15 protein-coding genes are annotated in these 18119 nt (G+C 74.7%); 8 read left to right on the top strand and 7 right to left on the bottom strand.

Going from position 1 to position 18119, the window contains the following annotated elements:
* Positions 1–49 precede the first annotated feature (49 nt).
* Both ACIA5A_RS09065 and ACIA5A_RS09060 read right to left on the bottom strand, forming a co-directional pair.
* Positions 50–1714 (bottom strand): phospho-sugar mutase, encoded by a 1665-nt coding sequence (locus ACIA5A_RS09065; RefSeq protein ID WP_396758393.1) that lies wholly within the window; start codon positions 1712–1714, stop codon positions 50–52.
* Positions 1715–1763: 49 nt separating this feature from the next.
* Complete coding sequence (locus ACIA5A_RS09060) at positions 1764–3779, bottom strand: serine/threonine-protein kinase (protein WP_396758391.1); 2016 nt, start codon at positions 3777–3779, stop codon at positions 1764–1766.
* 203 nt (positions 3780–3982) lie between these two features.
* On the opposite strand from ACIA5A_RS09060, the gene ACIA5A_RS09055 reads away from it, so the two are divergent.
* On the top strand, positions 3983–5566 hold the full coding sequence (locus tag ACIA5A_RS09055; protein WP_396758388.1) for a methylmalonyl-CoA mutase: 1584 nt from the start codon (positions 3983–3985) through the stop codon (positions 5564–5566).
* Between the two features lie 616 nt (positions 5567–6182).
* Positions 6183–7442, top strand: coding sequence for an amidohydrolase (locus ACIA5A_RS09050; protein WP_396758385.1), 1260 nt, complete (start codon positions 6183–6185; stop codon positions 7440–7442).
* Here ACIA5A_RS09050 and ACIA5A_RS09045 read toward each other — a convergent pair.
* On the bottom strand, positions 7399–8370 hold the full coding sequence (locus tag ACIA5A_RS09045) for a DUF4349 domain-containing protein (protein WP_396758382.1): 972 nt from the start codon (positions 8368–8370) through the stop codon (positions 7399–7401). The two genes, ACIA5A_RS09050 and ACIA5A_RS09045, sit on opposite strands and share 44 nt — an antisense overlap.
* A gap of 123 nt (positions 8371–8493) precedes the next feature.
* On the opposite strand from ACIA5A_RS09045, the gene ACIA5A_RS09040 reads away from it, so the two are divergent.
* From ACIA5A_RS09040 to ACIA5A_RS09025, 4 genes are read left to right on the top strand one after another with little or no spacing between them, the layout of a single operon-like run.
* The gene (locus tag ACIA5A_RS09040) at positions 8494–9126 is read left to right on the top strand and encodes an MBL fold metallo-hydrolase (protein WP_396758379.1); all 633 of its coding nucleotides are present in this window, start codon (positions 8494–8496) and stop codon (positions 9124–9126) included.
* Positions 9119–10114, top strand: coding sequence for a hypothetical protein (locus ACIA5A_RS09035; RefSeq protein ID WP_396758376.1), 996 nt, complete (start codon positions 9119–9121; stop codon positions 10112–10114). The genes ACIA5A_RS09040 and ACIA5A_RS09035 overlap by 8 nt, the downstream gene beginning before the upstream one ends.
* Positions 10115–10157: 43 nt before the next feature.
* On the top strand, positions 10158–10898 hold the full coding sequence (locus ACIA5A_RS09030) for a hypothetical protein (RefSeq protein WP_396758374.1): 741 nt from the start codon (positions 10158–10160) through the stop codon (positions 10896–10898).
* 42 nt (positions 10899–10940) lie between these two features.
* Positions 10941–11903, top strand: a complete 963-nt coding sequence (locus ACIA5A_RS09025) for a GNAT family N-acetyltransferase (RefSeq protein ID WP_396758371.1) — start codon at positions 10941–10943, stop codon at positions 11901–11903.
* 74 nt (positions 11904–11977) lie between these two features.
* On the opposite strand, the gene ACIA5A_RS09020 is transcribed toward ACIA5A_RS09025, so the two are convergent.
* A complete protein-coding gene (locus ACIA5A_RS09020; RefSeq protein ID WP_181571642.1) occupies positions 11978–12433 on the bottom strand; it encodes a gamma-glutamylcyclotransferase in 456 nt (151 codons plus the stop codon).
* A gap of 106 nt (positions 12434–12539) precedes the next feature.
* On the opposite strand from ACIA5A_RS09020, the gene ACIA5A_RS09015 reads away from it, so the two are divergent.
* A complete protein-coding gene (locus ACIA5A_RS09015; RefSeq protein ID WP_396758369.1) occupies positions 12540–13943 on the top strand; it encodes an NAD(P)H-quinone dehydrogenase in 1404 nt (467 codons plus the stop codon).
* Between the two features lies 1 nt (position 13944).
* On the opposite strand, the gene ACIA5A_RS09010 is transcribed toward ACIA5A_RS09015, so the two are convergent.
* The 3 genes from ACIA5A_RS09010 to ACIA5A_RS09000 all read right to left on the bottom strand — a co-directional run bounded on the left by ACIA5A_RS09010 (position 13945) and on the right by ACIA5A_RS09000 (position 16477).
* Positions 13945–14835 (bottom strand): PhzF family phenazine biosynthesis protein, encoded by an 891-nt coding sequence (locus ACIA5A_RS09010; protein WP_396758367.1) that lies wholly within the window; start codon positions 14833–14835, stop codon positions 13945–13947.
* Positions 14836–14869: 34 nt separating this feature from the next.
* Complete coding sequence (locus tag ACIA5A_RS09005) at positions 14870–15520, bottom strand: DUF998 domain-containing protein (RefSeq protein WP_396758365.1); 651 nt, start codon at positions 15518–15520, stop codon at positions 14870–14872.
* Between the two features lie 138 nt (positions 15521–15658).
* Entirely contained in the window at positions 15659–16477 is an 819-nt protein-coding gene (locus tag ACIA5A_RS09000) for a DedA family protein (RefSeq protein WP_396758363.1), read from the bottom strand.
* Positions 16478–16850: 373 nt separating this feature from the next.
* Here ACIA5A_RS09000 and thrS point away from each other — a divergent pair, with 373 nt between their 5' ends.
* The gene (gene thrS / locus ACIA5A_RS08995; protein ID WP_396758360.1) at positions 16851–18068 is read left to right on the top strand and encodes a threonine--tRNA ligase; all 1218 of its coding nucleotides are present in this window, start codon (positions 16851–16853) and stop codon (positions 18066–18068) included.
* The last annotated feature ends 51 nt before the right edge of the window (positions 18069–18119 follow it).

Genomic DNA, 18119 nt, shown 5'->3' with positions numbered 1-18119 from the left:
GGGGCCCCCTCTCACACTCACGTGTTAAGAGGGGGCCCCTGCTTACATCTCAGAGGCCGAGGGCGGCGGCGATCTCGTTGCGCAGCTCGGTGACGGCGGCCCTCGCCCGGTGCCGTGCCGAGGGGACGTCGCCACCGGTCACCGGCGCCACCACCTCCAGGTACGCCTTCAGCTTCGGCTCGGTGCCGGAGGGCCGGATCACCACCCGGGCGGCGTCGGTGCGCAGGATCACCACGTCCGCGTCGGGGAGCAGGTCGGACGCCTCGGTGACCGGTTGACCGAGCAGCGTGGTCGGGGTGGCCGCCCGGATCCGCGCCATCGAGTCCGCGATCACCCGCAGGTCCTCCACCCGCACCGAGAGCTGGTCGGTGTGGTGCACGCCGAACTCGGCGGCCAGCTCGTCCAGCCGGTCGGTGAGCGTACGGCCCTCGGCCTTGAGCCCGGCGGCCAGCTCGGCGACGGTGAGCGCGGCGGTGATGCCGTCCTTGTCCCGGACGTGTCCCGGGGCCACGCAGTAGCCCAGCGCCTCCTCGTAGCCGTAGACCAGCGGCTCCCGGCCGCCGCCGGCCCGGACGATCCACTTGAAGCCGGTGAGCGTCTCGTCGTAGGGCAGCCCGCGTGCGCCGGTCATGGCCCGCAGCAGCGTCGACGAGACGATTGTGGTCGCGTACAGGCCGGTCACCCCGCGCCGCATCAGGTGGTCGGCGAGCAGCGCGCCCACCTCGTCACCGCGCAGCATTCGCCAGGACCCGGCGTCGCGGACGGCCACCGCGCAGCGGTCCGCGTCCGGGTCGTTGGCGACGGCGAGGTCCGCGTCGATGCGGTCGGCGAGCGCCACCAGCAGGTCCACCGCGCCCGGCTCCTCCGGGTTGGGGAAGCTCACGGTCGGGAACGCCGGATCCGGTTCGGCCTGCTCGGGCACCACACCCGGCACCGGGAATCCGGCCCGGGCGAACGCGGCGGTCAGCACCGCCGCCCCCACCCCGTGCAGCGGCGTGTACGCCACCTTGAGGTCCCGCGGCCCGGCCGGGTCCACCACCGCGGCGGCCCGCTCCACGTACGCGGCGACCAGCTCGTCGCCGAGCACCTGGCCGGGCGGGCCGAGCGGCACCTCGGCGAGCGCCCCGACCGCGCGGATGGCCGCCTCGATGCCGGCGTCGGCCGGCGGCACGATCTGCGCCCCGGCGCCCAGCTCACCGCCGAGCTGCGCACCCAGGTAGACCTTGTAGCCGTTGTCCTGCGGCGGGTTGTGGCTGGCGGTGACCATCACTCCGGCGACCGCGCCGAGCTGCCGCACCGCGAACGCCAGGACCGGCGTGGGCAGCGGGCGGGGCAGCAGCAGCGCCGGCCGGCCGGCGCCGGTGGCGACCTGGGCGGTGCGCTCGGCGAAGGCACGCGAGCCGTGTCGGGCGTCGTACCCGATCACCAGCGGACCCTCGCCGCCCTGGGCGGCGAGCCAGCCGACCAGCCCGGCGGCGGCCTGGGTGACCACGGCCAGGTTCATCCCGTTGGGCCCGGCCCGCAGCGGGCCGCGCAGCCCGGCGGTGCCGAAGGTCAGCGGGCCGGCGAACCGGTCGGCCAGCTCGGCGGCCGTGCCGGGCAGCCCGTCGAGGACGGCGCGCAGCGCGTCCCGGTCGGCCGGGTCGGGGTCGTCGGCGAGCCAGCGCTCGGCTCGGACGCGAAGGTCGTCAAGGTCAGTGGTATCCGCCGCCATTGCCTCTTGATAGCACGGCGGCGGATCACCTCTGGCCGTCGGCCTCGACTCAGTTGGCCGCCGTGAGCCGGAACGAACCGGCCATCGCGTCGAAGATCGGCTTGCTCTCCGCGAACCGTGCGTCGGTGGAGGAGAGGTAGAACGAGTAGATCTTGCCGTCGGAGACCAGGCCCCGCCAGATGCCGTGCCGCGTGGCCTCGCCCTCGCCGCAGGTGTATTCGAGCTGGCCCGCGGTCTGGCCGGCGAGCGGCTGCTCGGAGACCGACAACTCGGTGTAGGGCGCCGGGCAGGTCTTGCTGGTGGCGGTCTTGCTCTTCAGGTTCCGCGAGGCGAACTCGGCCCAGCTGATCGAGGTGCCGCCCCACTTCTCGGCGATGACCCGCACCTTGCGGCCCTCGTCCTCCGGGTCGACGTAGTCGACGTAGAGGCCGCCGGTCTGCTGCTGCCAGCCCTTCGGCACCTGGATGGTCACGCCCTTGACGGTGCGCTCCTGCATCTCCACCGGCGGGGCGGCGGCCGAGTTGGACGGCAGGGTGCCGACGATCGGCGGAGGCGCGTCGTCGCCGCCGCTGGTGAGCGCGATCACGCTCACCAGCAGCACCACGGCGAGGCCGCCGGCGGCGGCGAGCTGGACCTTGCGGGGCCAGGCCCGCACGCGGCCGAGCAGGCCCTTCGCCCCGCCGGGCGAGTCGTTGCCGGGCGCGGTGGCCGGGGTGGTCCACGGCTGGCCGGTGCCGGGCACCGACCACTGCGCGCCGCCGCCGTACACCGGCTGGGTGGTGTCGCCGCCGCCGTAGGTGGCCGGCGGGCCGGTGGGGACGCGCTGGGTGGCGTCGGCGCCGGCGCCCTGGCCGAAGCGGACCGTGGCGTCCGACGAGATGCGCTGGGTGGCATCGGTGGCGTCCGGCCCGGACATCGCCCCGGTGGGCGTGTGCAGCGGCCCGGCCAGCGCGTCGGCGCTCGTCTCGTCCAGCGCGGCGGCGCCGGCGGCCGGCGCCGCGCCGGGGCGCTCACCGCGGCGCAGCGCGGCGAGCCGGTCGGTGAGCGACTCGCCGGGGCCGATCATCGCCCGGCCGCCGATCTGCCCGGCCGGCTTGGGCTCCGCCGCGACGGGCGGCGGCGGGGCCGGGCGGGACACCGGCACCACCGCGTACGGGTCGGTGACCGAGTTGACCGCGGTGGCGGTGCTGGTCAGTGGGCCGGCGAGCAGCTCGCGCAGCATGGCGCGGGCCCGGTGCACGTCGAGCCGGCGGGCCGGGTCCTTCTCCAGCAGGCCCATCAGCACGCCGGTGAGCGGGCCGCTGCGCTGCGGAGTGGCGGGCGGGTCCTCGACCACGGCGTGCATGGTCTCGATCGGGTCGCCCTTGTCGAACGGGGGCCGGCCCTCGACCGCGGTGTAGAGCGTCACGCCGAGCGAGAACAGGTCGCTGGGCGGGCCGAACTCCTGACCCATGGCCCGCTCGGGGGAGATGAAGTGCGGCGAGCCGAGCACCATGCCGGGCGTGGTGAGCTGCACGTCGGTGGGCATCCGGGCGACGCCGAAGTCGGTAAGCACGCAGCGGCCGTCGGAGCAGATCAGCACGTTCGCCGGCTTGACGTCGCGATGCAGCACGCTGAGGGCGTGGGCCACCTCCAGCGCGCCGAGCAGGGCGATGCCGATCTTGGCGACCGCCCGGGGCGCGACCGGCCCGTCCTCGATCACCATGTCGGCCAGGCTGCGCGCGTCCAGCAGCTCCATCACGATCCACGGGCGGCCACCCTCGGTGACCACGTCGTAGACCTGCACCACGGCCGGGTGCTGGATCGCGGCGGCGGCGCGGGCCTCGCGCAGGGTGCGTTCGTAGAGCGCGTCGCGGTCGCTGGGGGCGAGCCCCGGCGGGAGGACGACCTCCTTGACCGCCACGTCACGGCGCAGCAACGTGTCTGTGGCCCGCCAGACCGTGCCCATGCCGCCGTTGCCCACCGGGGAGCGCAACGAGTAGCGACCACCGATGGTGGTGCCGGGCGCCGCGCGTCCAGTGGGGGGACTGGCCGGTCCACCGCTCCACGTCGGAATCTGAGTCACAGAAAAGCCACCGGGGGATATCGAGGGGGCTGGGACACAACCCCTCTATCTTGCTGGTTCCGACGCCCGATGCGAAACCCGACGCGGCGGGCGTTTACCTACTCGACGGTACGTGGGCAGCTACTCACCTCCGGTTGGTCGCCGCTTCCCGGTGTGCGGTATCCCTCACCCGTGCGGCGGCGGCCGCGTCCTACCATCCGGTAATGAGCGATGCGCGGTCAAGCGAGTCGGGTTTCCCGATCAAGGGCGTCTACACGGCGGCCGACCTCCCGGCGGACCTGGAGTCCCGGTCGGGCGAACCGGGCGGCTACCCGTACACCCGGGGTGTCTACCCGACGATGTACACGTCCCGGCCGTGGACCATGCGACAGTACGCCGGCTTCGGCACCGCCACCGAGAGCAACGCGCGCTACCACCAGCTCCTGCGCGCCGGCACGATGGGCCTCTCCGTCGCGTTCGACCTGCCCACCCAGATGGGCTACGACTCGGACGACCCGATCGCGCACGGCGAGGTGGGCAAGGTCGGCGTGGCGATCGACTCCATCGAGGACATGCGCACGCTCTTCGCCGACATCCCGCTGGACAAGGTCTCCACCTCGATGACCATCAACGCGCCGGGCTCGGTGCTGTTGCTGCTCTACCAACTGGTGGCGGAGGAGACCGGGGTGCCCGGCGCGGCGCTCAACGGGACCATCCAGAACGACATCCTCAAGGAGTACATCGCCCGGGGGACCTACATCTTCCCGCCGAAGCCCTCGCTGCGGCTGGTCGCCGACACCTTCGCCTACTGCCGGGCCGAGGTGCCGAAGTGGAACACCATCTCGATCTCCGGCTACCACATGGCCGAGGCCGGCGCGTCGCCCGCGCAGGAGATCGCGTTCACGCTGGCCAACGGCGTGGAGTACGTCCGGGCGGCGCTCGCCGCCGGGCTCGCCGTGGACGACTTCGCGCCCCGGCTGTCGTTCTTCTTCGTGGCCCGCACCACGCTGCTGGAGGAGGTCGCCAAGTTCCGGGCGGCCCGCCGCATCTGGGCCCGGCTGATGCGCGACGAGTTCGGCGCGAAGAACCCGAAGTCGATGATGCTGCGGTTCCACACCCAGACCGCCGGCGTGCAGCTCACCGCGCAGCAGCCCGAGGTCAACCTGGTCCGGGTGGCGGTGCAGGGCCTGGGCGCGGTGCTCGGCGGCACCCAGTCGCTGCACACCAACAGCTTCGACGAGGCGATCGCGCTGCCCACCGAGAAGGCGGCCCGGCTGGCGCTGCGCACCCAGCAGGTGCTGGCGTACGAGACGGACCTCACCGCCACGGTCGACCCGTTCGCCGGCTCGTACGTGGTGGAGGCGATGACCGAGGAGCTGGAGACCGCGATCACCGCGTTGATGGAGCGGGTCGCCGACCACGGCTCGGCGGTGGACGCGATCGAGGCCGGCTTCCAGAAGCGGGAGATCGAGCAGTCCGCGTACCGGATCGCCCAGGAGATCGACTCGGGTGAGCGGGTGGTGGTCGGGCTCAACCGGTTCCGGATCGACGAGGAGGAGCCGTACGAGCCGCTGCGGGTGGACCCGACGATCGAGGCGGCCCAGGCGGAGCGGCTGGCCAAGCTGCGCGCCGACCGGGACGCGGGTGCGGTGGAGCGCGCCCTGGCCGAGCTGCGCGCGGCGGCCGAGGGCGACGCGAACGTGCTCTTCCCGATGAGGGAGGCGCTGCGGGCCCGGGCCACGGTCGGCGAGGTGTGCGGGACGCTGCGGGCGGTCTGGGGGATCCACCGGCCGAGCGACCGGTTCTGACGCGTACCGACGGCGGCCCGCGCCCGGGCCCCCCCCGGGGGGCCCGCGCGGGGCCCCGCGCCGCCGGGGGGGGGGGTTTGGGGGGCCGGGGGGGGGGGTTGGGGGGGCCCCACGGGCCGCGCCCCGGTTCCTGCGGGTCCCCGCGGGGGGCCCGCGCGGGCCCCCCCGGGGGGGCGCCGGCGCGGGCCGCGTCGCGTCCGGGTGTGCGATTTCGGAATACGGGTAACCCGATCGGGTGAACGGGACGGACAGGCTGTGCGGTCGCGCACCGGGGCGTCATGTCACCGTCGGGAGTCGCCCGGCAGCCGAATGTTGTCGGGCAATTGTCGGAGTGGCAGTTAATTGCCGCGACTAATGCGACAATTCGGAACGACGACTTGCTATTTGGTAACCGATGAAACGGTTACGCGTTGTAGGAGGTGGGGGGCAGATGACGGCGTCCGACCACGATCTACCTGCTGTCCCGCAGATATTCGAGCACTCCCACCAGGGCATTCGTGACGCTGCGCGGTCCGACCGCTACGCGAAAGACGTTGCGCAGCGTCACCGCCGGGGGTCTAGGCTGTCTGCTGTTCTGCCCGATGATCCATCCCTCTCTAGTGATCGAGAATTCGACGTGACGAGTGCGTTGACGCTGCCTTCCGGCGGCCCGCTGGCGTCGTCCCGGCCCGAGTCGCCGACCGGTTCCCAGCCCCTGCCCTTCGAGCTCGACCATCTGCTCGCGCTGCGGGTGCCCGGCCTCATCGCGACCCGTCGTCACATCCATTCCCACCCGGAACTGTCGGGCGAGGAGTTCGAGACGGCGGCCCTGGTGCACCGCGAGTTGTCGCTCGCCGGGCTGAACCCGCGCCTGCTGCCGAAGGGCAACGGCGTCATCTGCGACATCGACGGCCGCCCCGACGGGCCGGTGATCGCGCTGCGCGCCGACATCGACGCGCTGCCGCTGAGCGACCCGAAGGACGTCCCCTACCGCTCGACGGTGGACGGCGTCTGCCACGCCTGCGGCCACGACGTGCACACCTCGGTGATGCTCGGCGTCGGCATGCTGCTCGCCCAGCTCGCCGACCTCGGTGAGCTGGACGGCCGGGTCCGGCTGATCTTCCAGCCGGCCGAGGAGATCCTGCCCTGCGGCTCGCTCGAGGTGATCGAGGCCGGCGGCCTGGACGACGTGGTGCAGATCTTCGCGCTGCACTGCGACCCGAACCTGCCGGTGGGCAAGGTCGGCCTGCGGGTCGGCCCGATCACCGCCGCCGCGGACAACGTCACCGTCCGGCTCACCGGGCCGGGCGGGCACACCGCCCGCCCGCACCTGACCGTCGACCTGGTCGACGCGCTCGGCCGGCTGGTCACCGAGGTGCCGACGCTGATCAGTCGCCGGGTGCCGGCCAACAGTGGGCTGCTGCTGGTGTTCGGCCACGCCTCGGCCGGCACCCGCTACAACGTCATCCCCTCGGAGGCGTGCGCCGCCGGCACGCTCCGCGTGATGGACCGGGACACCTGGGACCAGGCGCCCAAGATCGTGGCTCAGGTGGTGCGGGACGTGCTGGCCCCCACCGGCGCCACCGTCGACCTGGAATACCTGCGCGGCCGCCCGCCGGTGACCAACGACGCCGGGGCGATCGGCGTGTTCACCGCCGCCACCGCGTCGGCGCTCGGTCCGGAGGGCATCGCCGAGACGCCCCAGAGCATGGGCGGCGAGGACTTCTCCTGGTATCTGGAGCACGTGCCCGGCGCGCTCGCCCGCCTCGGCGTCGGCCGGAACGGTCCCAACGTGGACCTGCACCGGGCCTCCTTCGACGTGGACGAGCGCGCCATCGAGGCGGGCGTACGCCTCATGGTCCAGACCGCGCTGCGGGCACTGGCGGCGGCGCGCTGAGCGGACCGCCGACCGGCCCGACCGGCGGCGGTCCCCCCGGCACCGGGCCGGCGGGCGGCGGCGTCCGGCGGGGCCGGCGGCGGCGCCACCGCAGCAGCAGCCACAGCGGTACGCCGATCACCACCGCGAACGGCAGCACCGCGCCGAGCACGGTGAGCAGCACCCGCACCGAGGTGAGGAAGACTGCCCAGCCGCCGCCGAGCCCGCTGAGGAAGCCGAGGTCGGCGCCCTCGTCGGCGGTGCTGGCGTCCCGGCCCAGGAACGTCACGGTGATGGTGGAGAGCGCGGTCAGGTCGGCCAGCCGGCGCTTGCGCGCCTCCAGCGCGGCCAGGTCCGCCTGCCGGGTGCCCACCTCGTTCTCCAGCGTGACCAACTGGTCCACGGAGCTGGCCTGGGCGAGCAGCTTGCGGGCGCTCTCCACCCGGGCCCGCTGGGTGGCGATCCGGGCGTCCAGGTCGACCACCTGCTCGGTGACGTCCTCGGTGCGGATCTCGCGGCGCTCCTGCCGCCCGTAGCCGGCCAACTGGTCGAGCACGCCGGCGAACCGGTCCGCCGGCACGCGCAGGGTCAGCACCGCCCGGGCGTCCGCCGACTGGCTCGACCGCCGGTCCCCGCCGACGAACCCGCCGGCCGCGGTGACCGCCGCGGTCGCCTCCCGCGCCGCGGCCTCCACGTCGTCCACCCGGACCTGCATGGTGCCGGTGTAGATGATGGAGCGCTGGTCCACCCGCAGGTCGGCGCCGCCGGTCCCGCCCGGCGCCGCCTGGTCCCGGTCCCGCCCCGCGCCGCCCTCCGCCGCCGGCGCCGCCGCGTCCCGACCACCGCTGTCCCCACCGCTGTCCCCACCCGCGCTGCAGGCCCCCACGGCCAGCGTCGCGGCGAGGCCCACCGCTGCCAGGGCCACGCCCCGGAGTCGTCGTCCGCCCATTCCCCGCTCCCGATCGTCGACGGCCCCGCGAGTCGGGGCCGATACCTCCGACGCGACGCGTCGTCGCTCCGGTTCCGGCAGACTGCGCTGAGGACGTCACGATTCGGTAATCGAGGAGTCACGATGCAGCTCACCAAGTACGCCCACTCCTGCCTCCGGCTGGAACACGACGGGGGAGTGCTGGTCGTCGACCCCGGTGTCTTCAGCGCCGCGTCCGAGGCGCTGGACGGGGCGGACGCGGTGCTGGTCACCCACGAGCATCCGGACCATGTGGACGTTCCCGCGTTGACCGCCGTGCTGGACCGGCGGCCGGTGCCGGTGTACGGCCCGGCGTCGTTGGCGAACGTGCTCGGCGACGCCGCCGAGGCGCTCGTCGCGGTCACCCCGGGTGAGTCGTTTACCGCCGCCGGGGTGCCGGTGCGGGCGTACGGGGGGCAGCACGCCGTCATCCACCCGGACCTGCCGGTGATCCCGAACCTGGGCTACCTCTTCGACGACGTGGTCTACCACCCGGGCGACGCGCTGTTCGTCCCCGACGACGTCCAGGTCGACACGTTGTTCGCCCCGATCCACGCGCCCTGGTCGAAGTTCTCCGCGGTGCTCGACTTCATCCGCGCGGTCGCCCCGCTCCGGGCGTACGCGCTGCACGACGGGCTGCTCAACGCCAACGGGTTCGGCGTGCTGGACCGGCAGTACACCGCCATGTCGAACACCGACTACCGCCGTCTGGAGCCGGGCACCCGGATCGATGCCTGACGTTCCCGTCGAGGTGGTCCGGCGGCTCTACGCCACGCCGCCGGACAGGTTCGTCGCGGCCCGGGACGCCGCCGTCGCCCAGGCGCGCGAGGCCGGCGACCCGCGTACCGCCCGGGAGATCGGCCGGCTGCGACGGCCCACGGTCGCGGCCTGGCTGGTCAACCTGCTCGCCATCCGCCGACCCGAGCTGGTCGCCGACCTGGCCCAGCTCGCCGATTCGCTCCGCGCCGCGCAACGCGACCTGCGCGGCGGCACCCTCCGGGAACTCTCCGCCCAGCGTCGCGCCGTGGTGGGCGCGCTGGTCGCGGAGGTACGCAAACTGGCCGCCGCCGAGCCCGCCGCGCCGCCGCCCGGAAAGCTGCCGCTGGGCGAGGTGGAGGCGACGCTGAACGCCGCGCTCTCCGACGCCGAGGTGGCCGAGCAGGTACGCGCCGGCCGGCTGCTGCGGGCCAGCCACTACGCCGGGTTCGGCGAGGTGCCCCGCCCCCAACTGCGGTTGGTCACCGGCGGCGAGGAGCAACCCCGGGCGGGGCGCTCCGGCGTGCCGGCCGGTGTGGCGGAGTCCGGCGTACCGGAGGGGGCGAACGAGTCCGGCGTACCGGACCGGGCGGCCGAGCGGGCCGACGCGCGCCGGGCCCGCGAGGAGCGGGCGGCGCGGGCCGAACGGGCGAAGCGGCGGCGGACGGCCACCCGCGAGCTGGAGAAGGCACGCACCGAGCTGGACCGGGCCGGGACGGAGCTGACCGGGGCACAGCGGGCCGAGCGGGACGGCGCCGCCACGCTGGACCGGATCGAGACCGAACTGGCCGAGCTGGAGCGCCGCCGGGCCGTGGCCGAACAGGAGCTGAGTCGGGCCCGGCTGGCCCGCCGGGGCGCGGAACGGGCGCTCACCGCCGCCCGCCGGCGGGCCGGCGAGGTGGAGGCCGTGTTGGAGGCGCTCGACGCCGAAGAGGGGGATGCCGAGGCCGGTGACGAACGGGCAGACTGAGCGCGATGAACGGCCACGGTGGACGGACTGCGGTGGGTCGCCGATGACCCCGGAACAGGTCGCCGCCGCCTGCAAACCGCTGGTGCTGGAGCTGGGCGAGGCGTTCTCCCGCTGCCCGTCGACGCTGCGCCGGGCCCGGCTGCTCGGCATCTCCGGCTGGGCCTTCTACATCACCGGTCGGGCCGGCGCGCTCGGTGACGTCCGCGCCGAGACGGTGGCGTCGGCGCTCGGCTTCATCGCCCCGGAGGCGGTCGCGGACGGCTGGGACGCCGCCGCCCGCACGGTGCCGCCGCTGGAGGTGGCCACCGCCAACCTGGCCGAGTGCTGCCGGTGGGGCACCTCCCGGCTGGGCGACGCGCCCGGCGTGTCCCGGCTGGCCGGGCTGCTCGGCCGGGCCGTCGACGCGGCGGACGGCAGCGCCATGCCGCTCTTCGCCGCCTGGCGGGCCATGCCGATGCCCGACCCGTCCGCCGGGGCCCGCGCCGCCGTCGGCCTGCTGCTGCTGCGCGAGCACTTCGCCGGGGCCTACCTGCTGGCCGTACGGGCGTCCGGGTTGACCCCGCTGGAGGCGGTGCTGGCCGGGCCGGAGGGGGAGGCGGGCGCCGCCGCGTGCGGGTGGGCGCCGCCCTACCCGCCGGTCGGGCCGCTGGTGCGCCGCCGGATCTGGGCCGAGGCGGTGACCGACCGGCTGGTGTCCCCGGCGTTCCACGCGCTCGGGGCGGCCGGCGGGGCGGACCTCGTCGACCTGCTCACCGCCGCGCGGCTGCACGCCCGGCGCGGATAAATGGGAGGCGCGACCCGCGGCCCGGCTGCCAGGATCTGCCGCGTGACGCTCCCCGCCGGTTGGACGGCCCGCCGCCCCACCCTCGACGACGTCCCCGCGATCCTGGCGGTGGTGCACGCCGCCGACACGTTCGCGGTGGGTCACCCGGACTTCGACGCCGAGGACGTGCGGGACGCGCTGACCGCGCCCTTCGTCGACCCGTCCCGCGATTCCTGGCTGGTCACCGACCCGGACGGGACGGCGGTGGCCTGGTCGATCCTGAGCAACCCGAGCGGCGTGGGCCGGGAGTGGGTGGACGTGCTCGTCGACCCCGGGCGCGGCGTCGAGCTGCGCGCCCCGCTGCTGGCCCGGCTGCTCGACCGGGTCGCCGAGCGCGCCGCCGAGCGGGGCGTGGCCGCGCTGACCGCCCGCACCGGGGTCTACGCGCCGGAGACCCGCTGGGCGGCGGAGCTGGTGGCGGCCGGGTTCACCCGGATCAAGCGCTACGTGCGGATGAGCCGGTCCCTGACCGACCTGCCCGCCGAGCCGGTGCCGCCGGCCGGGGTGACGGTCCGGCCGCTGCGCGCCGACGACGAGACCGACCTGCGGCTGTTCCACCGGATCTACGACACCGCGTTCCGGGACACGCCCGATCACGAGCCGCTCGACTTCGACCGCTGGCGGGAGCTGCTGCCGTCGTACGGCAAGGTCTGGGACGAGTGGTTCGTGGCCGAGGTCGACGGCGAGCCGGCCGGCGCCCTGCAGTCCTCCGACCAGGCGGTCGAGCACGACGCGGGCTGGGTCCGGACGCTGTCCGTGCTGCCGTCCCACCGCCGCCGGGGGGTGGGGGCGGCGCTGCTGCGCCGGGCCTTCGCGGTCTACGCGGCGAAGGGCCGCGCCCGCGCCGGGCTCGGCGTCGACCTGGCCAACCCGACCGCGCCGGTCACCCTCTACCGGTCGGTCGGGCTGGTCGAGGAGCGCTGGACCGACATGTACGAGCGGAGCGTGCCCGCCTCGCAGGTGTGACCCGGGACCCCCGCGTCGGGGTCGGCGAGCGCGTGGGCGCCCGCCCGGCGCACACTGTCGGGGTGGGAGACGCGCTACGCGGACGCGGTGCCGGTGGGGCGGGACCGCAGCTCGGTGACGTAGTCGTCCGGCGCGCCCGCCTTCTCCGCCGCGTTCGCGATCTCCGACAGATACCACGACGTCGGCAGGCCGCCCTCGTACCCGTCGAAGACGTAGACCCACGCGGTGACGTCGCCGTCCAGCGTCGAGACGCGCACGGTCAGCCGGCGGTACGTCCCGGCGGTCACCCCCTCGATCTCGTCGAGCTGGGCCGCGTCGTAGGGGTGGATGTCGTAGAGCGCTACGAAGACCCGGTCGCCGGGGGCCTCGACCACGGTGCTGACCGAGCCCTCCCAGCCGATGACGTCCTCCCCGGCGAAGGTGAGCCGCCACCCCTCCAGCCAGCCGGTGCCCACCATCGGCGAATGCGGGCAGTAGGCGCGCATGCGGGCGGGGTCCAGGTTTGAGCCGTAAGCGGCGTAGAGACGCACGGCGACGACGATAGCCCGGTCGGCGGGTGGGGGAGAATACGACGGTGCGTGTCGGACGCGACGGGGAGAAGAAAGTCACTGTGCGGAAAGACGAGGGGCGAAAGCTGTGAGCCAGATCGTGATCATCGGCGGCGGGCCGGCCGGATACGAGGCGGCGCTGGTCGCCGCCCAGCTGGACGCGGACGTCACCGTGGTCGAGGCGGACGGCGCCGGCGGCGCGTGCGTGCTCTCCGACTGCGTGCCCTCCAAGACCTTCATCGCCAGCTCCGAGGTGGTCACCGGCTACCGGGACACCGAGGAGTTCGGGGTGCACTCCGACGGCCTGGAGGCGGTCACGGTCGACGCCTCCGCGGTGCACGAACGGGTGAAGCGCCTCGCGCTGGCCCAGTCCGCCGACATCCACACCAAGCTGGTCAAGGCCGGGGTGGAGTTCGTCGCCGGCACCGCGCGCCTCGGCGAGGACACGCTCGGCCACACCCACCAGGTGATCGTCACGCCGGCCGACGGCTCGCCCGCGTACCCGGTCGGGGCCTCGACCGTGCTGGTCGCCACCGGCGCGACCCCGCGACAGCTCCCCACCGCGGTGCCCGACGGTGAGCGCATCCTGACCTGGCGCCAGGTCTACGACCTGCCCGAGCTGCCCGAGCACCTGATCGTGGTCGGCTCCGGCGTGACCGGCGCCGAGTTCGCCAGCGCCTACCTGGCCATGGGCGTGCGGGTCACGCTGGTCTCCAGCCGCGACCGGGTGATGCCGCACGAGGACGCCGACGCCGCGATGGCGATCGAGCGGGTGTTTCGCAACCGGGGCATGAGCATCCTCAACAACTCCCGGGCCGAGGCGGTGCGACGGGTCGGTGACGGCGTGGAGGTGGTGCTCTCCGACGGCCGCCAGGTCTGCGGCTCGCACGCGCTGATCGCGGTCGGCTCCATCCCCAACACCGCCGACCTGGGCCTGGCGGAGTACGGCGTCGAGCTGGCCCGGGGCGGCTACGTCACTGTCGACCGGGTCTCCCGGACCAACGTGCCCGGCGTCTACGCGGCCGGCGACTGCACCGGCGTGCTGCCGCTGGCCAGCGTCGCGGCCATGCAGGGCCGGATCGCCATGTGGCACGCGTTGGGTGAGGCGGTCCGGCCGCTGCGGCTGCGGACCGTCGCGGCGAACGTGTTCACCGACCCGGAGCTGGCCACGGTCGGCGTCTCGCAGGACGAGGTGGACGCCGGCAAGACCCCGGCCCGCCAGGTGATGCTGCCGCTGTCCGGCAACGCCCGGGCGAAGATGGACGACCTGGCCGACGGTTTCGTCAAGCTGTTCTGCCGGCCGGCGAGCGGGCAGGTGATCGGCGGCGTGGTGGTGGCGCCGAAGGCCAGCGAGCTGATCCTGCCGATCACCATGGCGGTGGAGAACAACCTCACCGTCAACGAGCTGGCCCAGACCATCACGATCTATCCGAGCCTGTCCGGCTCGATCACCGAGGCCGCCCGCCAGCTCATGCTGCACGAGCTGGAGTAGCTCAGAGGTGCAGCTCGCCGGTCGCCGCCAGGGCGCAGCGGCCGGTGAGCCGGGTCCCGGCCGGCGTGACGTCGATGGTCAGCACCGAGGGCCGGCCCATCGCGTCGCCCTGGAGGAACCGCGCCCGGTCGCCGACGAGCCCGTGCCGGTGCAGGTGGGCGGCGAGCGGTCCGGCCGCCGTGCCGGTGGCCGGATCCTCGGCGATCCCCACCGTCGGGTTGAAGAACCGGCAGTACGCGTCGTGCCCGTCGCCGGCACGGCTGTAGACGTAGCAACCCTCCGCCCCGGCGGCGGCCAGGACCCGTGCCAGGGCCGGCCCGTAGGGGTCGGCGGCGTCCACGTCCCCGGGGGAGGCCACCGCGACGAGCAGATGGGTGCTGCCGACGGATCCGGTGACCGGTGGGAGCGCCGGGTCCAGCCGCACCGGTTCACCGCCGGTGAGCGCCTCGACCACCTGCCGCCCCGTCACCGGCGGCTCGGCCAGCTCGACCGGCCCCTGGTCGAGCCCGATGGTGACCACGTCGTCGGTGACGTCGACGTGCACCGGCAGCGTCTGCCCGCCGAGTTCCTGGACCGCGCCGGGCGGGCCGGCGGCGCCGATGGTGACCAGCCACCACCAGGCGCCCAGCGCGTTGTGGCCGGCCCCGCCCACCTCGTCGCCGCCGGCGGTGAAGCAGCGCAGCGCGTGGTCGGCCCCGGGCCGGGTGGGCCGGGTGACGAACGTGGTCTCGGAAAGGTTGAACTCGACGGCGACGGCGGCCATCTGCGCGTCGGTGAGGTCGTCGGCGTCGGTGATGACCGCGAGCGGGTTGCCGGTGAGCGGGCGGTCGGCGAACACGTCGACCACGGCGTAGCGGTGCCGACCTGCCGGGCTGCCGCGGCCTGGGCGCACCGAATCCATCGCCTCGTACCTCCTGTGTCGACGCTCAGCACCGCCGGGCGGCTCCGACGGTATCCACGGCCCGCACCGCGCTGTCAACCGCGTTCGCCGGGCGCGGCGCCCTGGCCAGGTGGAGGGCGACGGTGGCCAGGAGCGCGGTCTCGGTGAGGATGAGCAGGCGCTCGGTCAGGCCGATCATGGCCCGGTCGCCGGGATAGGCGGACCAGATCATCGCGACCGCGAGCAGCAGGCTGGTCAGGGTCAGGGCGCGCAGCCGGCGGGCGGGCGGACCGCCGGGGCGGCGGGCGAGCAGCCAGCCGGCGAGCGGCAGGGCCAGGAACGACAGCACCGAGGCGTACCGGTGCACGTAGGCCGCGGTGTCCATGGGCAGGCCGGGGCTGTTCGTGGGCACCACCGCGGCCGCCAGCAGCCCGGCCGACCAGGCCGCCAGCAACGCGACAGGCACCCGGTCCGCGCCGGCCCGGCGCAGCGCCGGCAGGAGTACGGCGGTGGCCGCCGCCAGGACCGCCATCGCGGCGTCGATGACGCCGCCCCGGTCGGAGACGGCGAAGTCGCTGACGGTCAGCGACAGGGGATTCAGGTCGTCGTTCACCTCGAGGTGACCGATCACGGCGAGCACCGCCGCCAGGGCGATCCCGCCGAGGGCCAGCAGGCCGCTGCTCCGGGTTCCAGGCATGGGCCCAGCCTGTCGCCGGAGCCGCCCCAGACGGATCCGGGACCACCACCCACTTCGATCCCCGGGACGCCCCTTAGCGGTGCGTACCGGAACGGGTCAGGCCACGGCTTCGCGGAAGGGGTCGAACGGGAAAGCGCATCATTGGTCGACCGGAGCCTCGGCCCGGGCCGGCGGTTCCGACTCCTCGTCCGCAACCCGCGCGCCGTCGACAGCGGCCAGCATCTGCCTGCTGAGCCGGCGGCGTCGGGCCACCCGCTCGGGATCGTTCCAGGTGGGGTCGAGCCGCTGGGTCTGCACGCGGTTGTCGCGCCAGTTCGCTCCGCCGTTCATGACCGGTCCTCCTTCGATGTGACCATCTGCCTGTGGTGTCGCGGCGTGGCGGGTGCCGAGCCAGGTCATCGCCCAGCCGGCCGCGGCGAACCCGCCCGCGGCCACGCCGCCGATCAGCAGCAGCCGCCACGCCGACCCGGCGAGCGCCGCGCCGCCGAGGTGGCCGACCAGCGCGCCGTAGCCGGCCCAGCCGATCGCCGCCGCCGCCTCGTAGACCAGGAAGAGGCGGTAGGGGTAGCGGCTGCGTCCGGCCGAGAAGCACGCCGCCATCCGGCCGCCGGGCACGAACCGGCAGAGCAGGATCACCAGCGGTCCGGGTTCGCGCAGCCGGCGGGTGGCCCGGGCGACCGCACGACGGGCCCGCCCCGGCGTCGCGTGCCGGGACGCGCGGCGGGCGGGCGCGCTGCGACCGAGCAGGTAGCAGGCCAGGTCGCCGACGAAGACGCCGGCCGCGCCGACCGCGATGGTGAGCGGGAGGCTGAGCCCGCCGTAGACGGTCAGCGCGCCGCCGGTGATCATCACGACCTGGGTCGGCACCACCGGCACGAAGGCGTCCGCGACCAGCAGGATCAACAGCAGGGTGTACGCCCAGACCGGCGACGTGACGCCGGTGATGAGGTCAGCCACGTCCACCACCTCGCCGGGGTCTCCCGGTCCTCCCGCCGGAGCGGGGCGGCGGATCCGAGCGCACCGGCGTACCGTTGACGGGACGTGGCAACGGTGCCGTCGGGTCCCCCGTTCCCGACGCCCGGGCCGCGGCGGGTCGTCGGCAGGTCCCGTGCCGGCGACCCGCACCCTCTCTCCGAAATTCAGGTGCGTCCGTGGCGTCCGCGCGCCTACCGTCGACGCATGCGCAGCGCGGGAAGGACCACGACGCCGGGTGTTCCCGGCGCGCCGCACTGACGTTTCCGTCGACGAGGCCCCGGGGCGATCCGCTCCGGGGCCTCGCGGCGTTCCGGTCCCGCTCGCCTCCGGGTCGTACCCGATCAAGGAGAGCGACATGATCGACCACCGTAGGCTCGGCCGGGACCTGGAGCTGTTCGTCTCCGACCCGCTCGCGGGCGCCGGCCTGCCGATCTGGCTGCCGGCCGGCGCCGCCGCCCGGCACGCCGTCGAGGAGTACGTGCGGGAGCTGGAGCGTCGGGCCGGCTACCGGCACGTCTACTCGCCGCCGCTGGGCAGACGGGAGCTGTTCGAGCGCTCCGGGCATCTCGGCTGGTTCGCCGACGACATGTTCCCGCCGATGCGGCTGAGCGCCGACGACGAGTTCGTGCTCCGGCCGGCGCTCTGCCCGCACCACGCGCTGGTGTTCGCCGCACGCGGCCGGTCCTACCGGGAGCTGCCGCTGCGGGTCGCCGAACTGGGCGGCATGTATCGGGCGGAGCGTTCCGGCGTGCTCGGCGGCCTCTCCCGGGTCCGCGCCATCTCGCTGAACGACGCGCACAACTTCTGCGCGCCGGAGCAGGTCGGCGACGAGGTACGGGAGATCCTGCGACTGATCCGCGAGGCGCACGCCGCGCTCGGGGTGCGACCGGCCGGGTTCCGGCTGTCGGTGCGCGGCCCGGGGCAGCGGTACGTCGGCGACGACGCCGGTTGGGCGCGGGCCGAGGACCTGCTCCGCACCGCGCTCGACGGGGTGGACGCCGTCGAGGCGCCCGGCGAGGCCGCGTTCTACGGCCCGAAGATCGACGTGCAGATCGTGGACGCGGCCGGCCGGGAGTCGACCATCTCCACCGTGCAGCTCGACTTCGACAAGCCGGAACGCTTCGACCTGTCCTACACCGACTCGGACGGGAGCCGGAAGCGGCCGGTGATGGTGCACCGCAGCCTGGTGGGCAGCATGGAGCGGCTGTTCGCCTACCTGATCGAGGTGCACCAGGGCGCCTTCCCGCCCTGGTACGCCCCGGTGCAGGTGCTCCTGCTGCCGACCGGCGACGCGCAGGCCGACGCGGCCCGGCGGCTGTGCCGGGAGGCCGAGGCGGCCGGGCTGCGGGCCGAGGTGGACGAGTCGGGTTCGCTGGGCGCCCGGGTCCGGGACGCGGCCCGCCGTCGCATCCCGTACGTCGGGGTGCTGGGCGCCCGGGAGGTGGCCGACGGATCGGTCTCGCTGCGCCTGCGCGACGGGCGCGGTCTCGACCCGATGCCCCGGGCGGACGCGTTGCGCCTCGTCGGCGCGGTGGTGGCGAGCCGGTCGGCCGACCTGCTCCCGCCGGCCTGACCCGACCGGGCCGCCCGGGTGACCGACTGTCACCCGGGCGGTGCCCGGCGT

Source organism: Micromonospora sp. NPDC051300 (genome assembly GCF_044455315.1).
Taxonomy (GTDB): Bacteria; Actinomycetota; Actinomycetes; order Mycobacteriales; family Micromonosporaceae; genus Micromonospora; species Micromonospora robiginosa.
The sequence above is the reverse complement of the archived record's forward strand: the minus strand, read 5'-3'. Positions and strand labels throughout refer to the sequence as shown.